General features: G+C 71.1%; 9 protein-coding genes. 1 reads left to right on the plus strand and 8 read right to left on the minus strand.

Features of this window, described 5'->3' with window-relative positions; all coding sequences use genetic code 11:
- A partial coding sequence (locus tag VIB55_RS04465; protein WP_331875465.1) for a YebC/PmpR family DNA-binding transcriptional regulator occupies positions 1–405 on the minus strand: 405 nt, incomplete at its 3' end.
- A gap of 234 nt (positions 406–639) precedes the next feature.
- Here VIB55_RS04465 and VIB55_RS04470 point away from each other — a divergent pair.
- Positions 640–882, plus strand: a complete 243-nt coding sequence (locus tag VIB55_RS04470) for an addiction module protein (protein WP_331875466.1) — start codon at positions 640–642, stop codon at positions 880–882.
- A 123-nt stretch (positions 883–1005) separates the two neighbouring features.
- On the opposite strand, the gene VIB55_RS04475 is transcribed toward VIB55_RS04470, so the two are convergent.
- The 7 genes from VIB55_RS04475 to VIB55_RS04505 all read right to left on the minus strand — a co-directional run.
- Complete coding sequence (locus tag VIB55_RS04475; protein WP_331875467.1) at positions 1006–3450, minus strand: polysaccharide biosynthesis tyrosine autokinase; 2445 nt, start codon at positions 3448–3450, stop codon at positions 1006–1008.
- A 21-nt stretch (positions 3451–3471) separates the two neighbouring features.
- On the minus strand, positions 3472–4464 hold the full coding sequence (locus VIB55_RS04480) for a GDP-L-fucose synthase (RefSeq protein ID WP_331875468.1): 993 nt from the start codon (positions 4462–4464) through the stop codon (positions 3472–3474).
- Positions 4461–5603, minus strand: a complete 1143-nt coding sequence (locus tag VIB55_RS04485; RefSeq protein WP_331875469.1) for a glycosyltransferase — start codon at positions 5601–5603, stop codon at positions 4461–4463. The genes VIB55_RS04480 and VIB55_RS04485 overlap by 4 nt, the downstream gene beginning before the upstream one ends.
- Entirely contained in the window at positions 5600–6751 is a 1152-nt protein-coding gene (locus VIB55_RS04490) for a glycosyltransferase family 1 protein (RefSeq protein WP_331875470.1), read from the minus strand. The genes VIB55_RS04485 and VIB55_RS04490 overlap by 4 nt, the downstream gene beginning before the upstream one ends.
- Entirely contained in the window at positions 6748–7524 is a 777-nt protein-coding gene (locus VIB55_RS04495; protein WP_331875471.1) for a class I SAM-dependent methyltransferase, read from the minus strand. The genes VIB55_RS04490 and VIB55_RS04495 overlap by 4 nt, the downstream gene beginning before the upstream one ends.
- Positions 7521–8273 (minus strand): FkbM family methyltransferase, encoded by a 753-nt coding sequence (locus VIB55_RS04500; protein ID WP_331875472.1) that lies wholly within the window; start codon positions 8271–8273, stop codon positions 7521–7523. Before VIB55_RS04500 ends, VIB55_RS04495 begins: the two co-directional genes overlap by 4 nt.
- 88 nt (positions 8274–8361) lie before the next feature.
- Positions 8362–8654 (minus strand): glycosyltransferase (locus VIB55_RS04505; RefSeq protein ID WP_331875473.1); only part of this gene is annotated, 293 nt, incomplete at its 5' end.

Genomic DNA, 8654 nt, shown 5'->3' on the forward strand with positions numbered 1-8654 from the left:
GTCGAACATCCAGGCCACGGAGCCCGTGGTGCCCAGGTTGCCGCCGTTGCGCGAGAGCCACTTGCGCAGGTCGGCCACGGTGCGGTTGGCGTTGTCCGTGAGCGTGTCCACCATGATCGCGACGCCGGCGGGGCCGTACGCCTCGTAGGTGATCTCTTCGTAGTTCACGCCCTCGAGCTCGCCCGTGCCCTTCTTGATGGCGCGTTCGATGTTCTCGTTGGGCATGTTCACCGACTTGGCCGTGTCGATGGCCAGGCGCAGCCGCGGATTGCCCGCGGGGTCGCCGCCGCCTTCCTTGGCGGCGACGGTGATTTCACGGATCTTCTTGGTCCACGTGGCGGCGCGCCGGTTGTCGGTGAGCGCCTTCTTGTGCTTGATCTGCTTCCACTTGCTATGCCCGGCCATCGGGCACCTCCGGTCGCTGATGCTCTGTGTGATGATCGTAAGAATGCAGGCCGATCAATATACGCTCTGGGGCACGCCGGTTCAACGCGCGGGCCAGATCCTTGGATCCGTCGCACCTCGGGCAGTTCCGGCGCGCACCGGTTGCGCCACAGGCCGGACCAATTTTTTGCGCCCCCTGTGCATCGCGCCCAGTTCGCTTTTACATTCGATGGGAACTCCAAGGAGAGGTGCCCGATGAGCATTCCTGTCGAGCAATTGCGATTGGAACTGAAGAGCCTTCCCCGCGACGTCCTCGCGGACCTGGTGCATTCGGTCTTCGACGACGTGGGTGGGGAGGCCGACGAGTGGGCCAGCGAAGTGGAGGAAGCCTGGGGTCGTGAAGCGCACCGCAGGTGGGAAGCATACCTGCAGGGCAACGAGGAGATGATTCCGCTGGAGGACGCGATGACCCGCCTCCAGGCGCGCCTCCAACGGTGAACCCAATTCCGCGTCTGCGCGGCAGGACCTAAAGGAAGCCGCTGCCTCCCTGGCGCGGCGAGGGACCTGGATGAAACAAACGGGCCGCCCGCGTGGACGGCCCGTCTTGCTGTGCGATCGGGCTCACGCCCCGTCCGCCTCTACCTCGTCCGCGTAGGAATCGTAGTAGTAGGCGTACTTCTCGTGGCCGCCGATCTTCTGGTCGGGGTCGTTGAGCACGATGCCCACGATGCGCGCACCGACGGCGCGCAGCTGCTCGGCGGCGTGCTGCGCGCTGTGGCGCTCCGTCTGCCCCGCGCGCACCACCATCAGCAGGGCGTCGGACTGGGCGCCCAGGATCTCCGCGTCCGCCGCGGCGAGCACCGGAGGCGTATCGACCACCACCAGGTCGTACACGCCGCTGAGCACGCGCATCAGCCGCCCCATTCCCGGGCCGCCCAGCAGCTCCGACACGTGGGGAACCAGCCGTCCCGCGGCCAGCACGTGAAGCTTGTCGACCTTGGACGGGCGCAGCGCCTCGTCCAGCGGCACCTCGCCCAGCAGCACCTCGGTGAGCCCCGGCGCCCGGGGCAGCCCGTACACGCCGTGAAGGCGCGCGCGGCGCAGGTCGGCGTCGATGACGCACACGCGAAGCCCCTGCTGTGCGAAGGTGGCGGCCAGGTTGGCGGTGACCGTGGTCTTGCCCTCCGACGCGCCGGGGCTGGTGACCAGCAGGGTGCGCATGGGCATGCCGTGCTGCGCGAACATCAGGTGCGTGCGCAGCTTGCGGTACGCCTGCGAGCCCGCCGACTGCACGTCGTTCACCGCGACCAGCTGCTCGGTGCGCTCCGGCTCGCCGCCGCGCCCCAGCAGCTTGGCCTTGCCCAGGCGGGTGGCCGCGCGCGGCGGCTCGCCCAGGCGGGGGATCACCGCCACCACAGGCGCCCGCATGGCGGTCTCCACGTCTTCGCGGCGGCTGATGGCCGTGTTCAGCCGGTCCAGGACGAGCGCGCCGCCACCGCCCAGCATCAGCCCGATCAGGAGGGCGAACAGCAGCCGGCGCTTGGTGCCCGGGCTGATCGGCGTGCCCGGGGCCATGGCCAGGTCCACGACGTCCACCTGCCCCGCCTGCACCGCCTCGTCGATGCGCGCCTCCTGCTGCTCGCGCCGCAGGTCGTCCACCAGCTTCTGCAGCGTCTCCACCTCGCGCGACAGCCTCATCTCGTCGGCCTCGGCCTCGGGAAGCCCCGAGATGGAGGCGGCGTCCTCGGCCATCACCTGGTCCAGCACGGCAATGCGCGCGGCGAGAGCGACGCTGCGGGCCTCGACGGCGCGCATCAGGCGGCCGCGGTAGGTGTTGATGAGGGAATCCAGCTGCTGCACGTCGGGGTTGCTGGCCGCCCGGGACCAGCGGCCGGTGGTCAGCGAGTCGCGGTCGCTCTGGTAGCGCAGCAGCGTGGTGTACAGCGAAACGATCCCCGCGTTGGTCGAAACTTCGGGCGAGGCGGCCAGGGCGGCGACCTGCTCGGTGCTTTCGCGGCCGCTCCCGCTGGCCAGCCCCCGTGCCATCTGGTCGTAGATCTGCTTTTCGCTCAGCAGGTCCTGGCGCTGCAGGCGGAACCCGGCCAGCCCCTCCTCCGTCACCCGGAACTTTTCACGGGGCGAAAAGGCGCGGACGCCGCGCCGGAAGTCGCTGAGCTGGCGCTGGGCCACCAGCAGCAGCGCGTCGGTCTGGCGCAGCTGCTCCTCGACGAACTGGCGCCGCCGCCGCGACATGTTCTGCGCCGAGCGCATGCTGACGTTCTGGAACGCGACGGCGAATGCGTTGGCTGCCTGCTGTGCCAGGACGGGGTCGTCGGCGGTGAACTGGATGTCGATGACGTTGGTGAGCTCGCGCTGCGCCACGTTCATCGTGCCCAGGGTGCCCAGCACGGCTTCCTGGTGGTCGACCACCTGGAACGTGGCCGTGGGCACGCCTGCCGGACGTCCGGCGAAGGTGATGGCAACCGCGCCCAGGTCCACCGGCTGCCCGTACGCCGCCGTGACGGCGCGCCCGCGCATCCGCGCCTCCACGCCATCGGCCCGGAAGGTAAAGGACACGGTGTCGCCGTTGGGCGCGCCGGGTGAAACGTGGATCGTCCGGATGGCCGACCGGGGGAACCCGGGCGACGTGGGCCTCAGCCGCAGCCCCAGCGAATCGACCACCTCGGCGGCGACCGCGCGGCTGCGCAGCAGCTGGATCTGCGACAGGATGGGGTCGGTGTACCAGCCTTGCGCGTCCTGCACCTGCCCGGGGGCGATGTCGCCCGCCATCTCCTCGCGCGCGTTCACCAGGCGCACCGTCGACGCGGCGGCGTAGTGGGGAACCTCACGCTGGAGCTTGTACCACTGGAAGCCCAGGGAAAGGACCACGGCGGCGGCCACCAGCCACGCGTAGCGCCGCAGGGCCGCCACGTACTCGCCCAGCGGAATGCCCTCCTCCACCGCCGAGCCGTAGCGCTCGGGCGTGGGGGTACCGCGCAGCACCGGCGAGGGCTGCGCGGAGGGCATGGGTTCGGGCAGAAGGCGGTTGCCTTGGAATTCAGGCACGGGAAACCGGCTGAAGGGGAGTTACGCGGAACCCTGGCTCAGGTACCACTCTACGGTGCGGCGCAGCCCCTCGTGCATGGGAACGCGCGCGCGGAAGCCGAACAGGCGCAGGGCCCGGCTGGTGTCCAGGGAGCGCCGGGGCTGCCCGTCGGGCTGCGTGGGATCGAACGCCAGGCGCCCCTCGAAGCCCACCAGCCCCGCGATCAGCCCGGCCAGCTCGCGAATGCGTATCTCATTACCAATTCCCACGTTGACGGGTTCCACACCGTCGTAGTGCTCTGCCGCCAGCAGGATGGCGCGCGCCGCGTCGTCCACGTACAGGAACTCGCGCGACGCCTCGCCCGTGCCCCACACCGGGAGCTCCCCGGCCCCATCGCGCCGGGCCTCGGCCATGCGGCGGATGAGCGCGGGGATCACGTGCGAGGTGGCCGGGTCGAAGTTGTCGCGCGGCCCGTACAGGTTGGTGGGCAGGAGGTAGATGCCGTTGAGCCCGTACTGCTCGCGGTACGCCGCCAGCTGCACCAGCAGCGCCTTCTTGGCGATGCCGTAGGGCGCGTTGGTTTCTTCCGGGTACCCCGCCCAGAGGTCTTCTTCGCGGAACGGAACCCGGGTGATCTTCGGATAGGCGCAGACGGTGCCGATCTGCACGAACTTCTCGACCCCGGCAACCCGCGCCTGCTCGATCATCGCCACGCCCATCATGGCGTTGGCGTAGAAGAAGCGGCCGGGCGCGGCGCGGTTGGCGCCGATGCCCCCCACCTCGGCGGCCAGGTGCATCACGAGCTGCGGACGGGCGGCCTCGTACACGCGCTCCACGTCGGCCTGGCGCGTCAGGTCGAACTGAGCCCGGCGGGGAACGAAGGGCTCGGCCCCGCAGGCGCGCAGGCGCTCCACGACGTGCGAGCCCAGGAACCCCGACCCGCCGGTGACCAGGACGCGCCGTCCGCGCCAGAAGCCGGGCGAGGCTTCGAGTTCGGGCAGGGTCGGCGCCGAGGCTGCTTCGCTGGAGGTCATTCGGGCTTGGACGTGGGGATGGCGGGCCCGGGACGGCCCGCGGCTTCGTGGTACAGGGCCAGCGTGTCGCGGGCCATGCGCTGCGCGCTGAACTCGGTGCTCACCCGCTCGCGCGCCGCCCGGCCCAGGCGCGCGCGGAGCGCTGCGTCGTCCAGCAGGCGGGTAAGCGCGGCGGCCAGCGCGGCGGGGTCGCGCGGCGGGACGGTGAGCCCCGTCTGTCCGTCGCGCGACACGAACGGCACGCCGCTGGGGATGCGGGTGTTGACCACCGGCAGCCCGGCGGCCATCGCCTCCAGCTGCACCAGGCCGAAGGCCTCGCTCCGCGCCGTGGCGGGAAGGGCGAACACGTCGGCGGCGGCGTAGTGCGACGCCACGCTGTCGACGCGACCCGCCAGCGTCACGCGGTCCGCGATGCCGTACTCGGCCGCCAGCCGCTCCAGCTCGCCGTGCATGGGCCCGTCGCCGACGATCACCAGGTGCCCGTCGACGCTGTCCATCGCCGTTACAAGGTAGTCGAAACCCTTGTAGTAAACCAGCCTACCGACCGCCAGCACCACCCGTGCGCCATGCCGTTCGCGGAGCGCCGCGACGGTGGCCGGGTCGGGCGTGCCGGCGTCGTCCGGGCGGATGCCGAAGGGGATCACCCGCACGCGGTCCGCGTGGCGTTGCAGCACGGGCGAGCTGGCCGCGTAGTCGGGGGAGCTGGCGATGATGGCGTCCGCGCGGCGCAGGAAGCGGTGCTGCACGGGCCAGAAGAGCGTCCGCAGCACACGCTGGCGGACGATGTCGCTGTGATAGGTGACGACCAGGGGCGCGCGGCTGCCGCTGGCCAGGTACGAAAGCACGCCCGTGGGGTTGGGATGATGGAGGTGCACCACGTCCGCCCCAGACTCGCGGATCGCGGCGGCCATCCCTGGATTCACCGTCGCGGACGAGATCCACAGCGCCGTGCCGATCCGCAGCACGGGAACGCCGTCCACCCTCTCCGACACCGTCCCGCGCCCGTCGTTGGCGACGATCACCCGCAGGTCCACGTCGTTCACCAGCTCACCGCATAGCGTGGCGAGGTGGCTTTCCATCCCGCCGGCATAGGGCGGATAGAACTTCCCGACGTGCACCACCTTCAGCCGCCTGCTCACGCCGCCTCCGCCAGCACGCGGTCGTACACGGCGGCGATCCCCGCGGCGAACCGGTCGACGCGGTACAACCGGGCGCGGAGGAGGGACGCGGCGCGGGCGGCCATCCGTTCGGAAGGGTCGGCCAGCCGGGTGAGCGCGGCGCCCAGGGCGGCGGACCAGGCGGCGACATCGTCGCCGCCCACGTATTCCACCGCCGCACCCCCCACCTCGCGGAACACGCCGAGGGCGCTCGCGAGCACGGGGGCGCCGCAGGCCATCGCCTCCACCAGCGGCAGCCCGAAGCCTTCCCGCTCCGACGTGCTGACGACGAGTGCAGCGCGCCGGTACATGGCGGCCAGCCGCGGCCGGGGCACCCACGGCACTTCCACGATCCGCCGGGCGATGCCCAGTTCCTCCGCCAGATCGCGATGCGCCGGCTCCAGCGGCCCGCCGACGCGGACCACGCGCGCACGGGGATTCGCCGCGAGCACCGGCGCCGCGGCCCGCAGCAGCAGCTCGATGCGCTTGCGTGGAGCGGTGCTTCCGACATGCAGGAGATCGACCGTGTCCGGCGGCGCAGGGCCGAGCAGCGCCGCTGCATCCGCGTCCGCCGCGGGATCGGGATCGGCCCGGAACTCGGGGTGCGCCGCGAGCGGCACGGTCGAGACGCGGTCTGCCGGGACGACATCGTGTTCAAGCAGCTCCGCGCGGACCGCGTCGCTGTCGCAGACCACGTGCGCCGCGCGCTGAAGGCCGCCGAGAACGCGCTTCATCATCGCCCGGAACCACTGCGGCCGCGGATCGCACTCGGGCTGCAGGAGCGAGCGAAAGGCATCCAGGTCGTGGCAGGTGACGATGGTACGCCTGGCCGGGAGCGTGTGGACGAGCTGGGCGTAGCTGTGGTCCACCACGTGGTACAGGTCCCTCCCCCCGCCATGCCGGCGCAACCACCGCGGGTAGGCCACGTGCCGCCCGATCAGGCGGTCGGCGTTGTGCCCCGCGCCCCCCGCCCACCCTCCCAGGAGGCGCGGCATCTGCGGCTGGATGCGCTCCGGCGCGAACCGCGGCGCCTGGCTGAGCAGCGCGTGGACCAGCAGGTCGCCGACCAGGTCCATGCTGGGCCAGTTCTCGGCGCGGTAGTCGTAGACGATTCCGACGCGGATGCTCACCGGGGGCGGCACAGGAGCCAGGCCTGGGAGTTCAGCAGGGGGCCCAGCGCGGGAACGGGGGAGAACCTCGTCCGCTCGATGACGAAGTCGTGCTCGACGCGGGCCGCGAGCGCGCGCCAGTTGAAGCCCTTGTGCCCGTGGTAGCGGTTGGGGGTGCCATCCGCGAAGCGCGATTCGTACACGGGGCGATCGACCGCCGCGCCGGCGATCATGCGGACCAGTTCGCGGGGCGCGTACCGCTCGCGTTCCTGGTAGCCGCTGATGCCGCGCAGCCCCGCCGCCGCGCGCGCGGCCTGCTTCACAAGCAGTGCCGGCCCCGTCTCCACCGGCACGCTGATGATCACCGCCGCGCCAGGCGCCGCCAGCCGTTTCAGCTGCCCGAGCACCCGCTCCACCGTTTCGGACGTGCAGTGCTCCAGCACCTCCATGCAGGTGAGCACGCCGAAGCCGGCTGCGGGTAGGGCGTCGAGCTCGTCTCCCACGTGGACGAACGCCAAACCCGCCAAGGCGCGGAACCGCTCGCGCGCGCCGTCCACGAGCGCCTGGTCGATCTCCGCACCCACAGCGTCGGGAAACAGGTCGTGCACCATCGCCAGGAAGGTCCCGTCCCCGCAGCCGTAGTCCAGCAGCCGCGCGCCGGCGTACGGCTGCACCATCCGCCGCGCCGTCCGGAACCGCCGCTCGTGGCTCCACCCGATGAGCCCCGCGCGCCCGGAAAGCTGCTTCCGCGCGTACTCGCCCGAGGCGATCAGCTCCGCGTTGTCGCCGTTCATCGGCGCGCGCTTTCCGGCGTGGGCGCCACCCGGTGAAAGTAGCCGTCCAGCTGCAGCAGGCGCTCGTCGTGCGGATCCACCAGTCCCGGCTCCAGGTGCACGCACACGTAGCCCAGCGAGTCCAGCCGCCGGTACATCTCCAGGAACGGGAGTTCGCCCTCGTACATCCCCACGGCCGACATCTCCAGCTGGATGGTGTCCACGCGGTCGAGTACCCCACCTGCGCCATCCAGCACGTCGGCCTCGTGGCCCTGCGTGTCGATCTTCAGCCAGACGCGGTCATCCGGCTGAACGTACCGGCCGAAAACCGCATCCAGCCGCTCGATGGTGACCGTTTCCGATCCCACGTATTCGGATTCCGGCGCGGCGGAGAGATGCGCGTCCAGCATGGGGCGCAGGGAGCTGCTCCAGGAGTTTCCTGCCACGTTCAGCACGGCTTTGCCCGGGGCGGAGCCCAAAGCCAGGTTCACCGCCTGCCACGTGGGATCGGTCGCGGCAAGCGAGCTCAGGGCAGCGTACGCCGATGACAGCGGCTCGAACGACACGATCCGGCCCCGATACCCGATGTTTCGGAGCTCCCGGGCGTACTGCCCGGCGTTGGCCCCCACATCGAGCACCACCGTCACGCCGAAGCGCGACAGCAGGTGGGCCCTGCGCGTAAGGTGCGGCGGAATCGGGCGATGCCGAACCACGTCGATCCCCGCACGGTTCAGCAGCGCACGTCCGGAAGCGGCGATCCCCCTCAGCATCGGTATGGTTCGTGGCGGCACATGATGGTCACTCGGGTGGATACTGGACGCGCATCGGCTCCCGGGCCGGTCCAGCATACTCGCGCCGTCACAGGAGAGACCGGAAGAAGTCCAGATGGCGGCGGGCGACTACCGGCAGCGCGAAATGTGCGCCGACGCGGCGGAGTCCGGCCTCGGCAAGCGCGCGGCGATGCGCGGAATCCGCCAGCAGGCGGTCGATCGCGCGCGTCCACGCCACTTCGTCCGCCTCGGGGACGATCATCCCCGCATCGCCGACGACGTGGGGGATCTCGCCGCTGTCGCTGCCGATGACCGCCACGCCGCACGCCGTCGCCTCGATCAGCATCCGCCCGAGTTGCTCCTTCCACCGCGGGGTCGTCT

Origin of the sequence: Longimicrobium sp., assembly GCF_036554565.1 — a bacterium.
GTDB lineage: Bacteria > Gemmatimonadota > Gemmatimonadetes > Longimicrobiales > Longimicrobiaceae > Longimicrobium.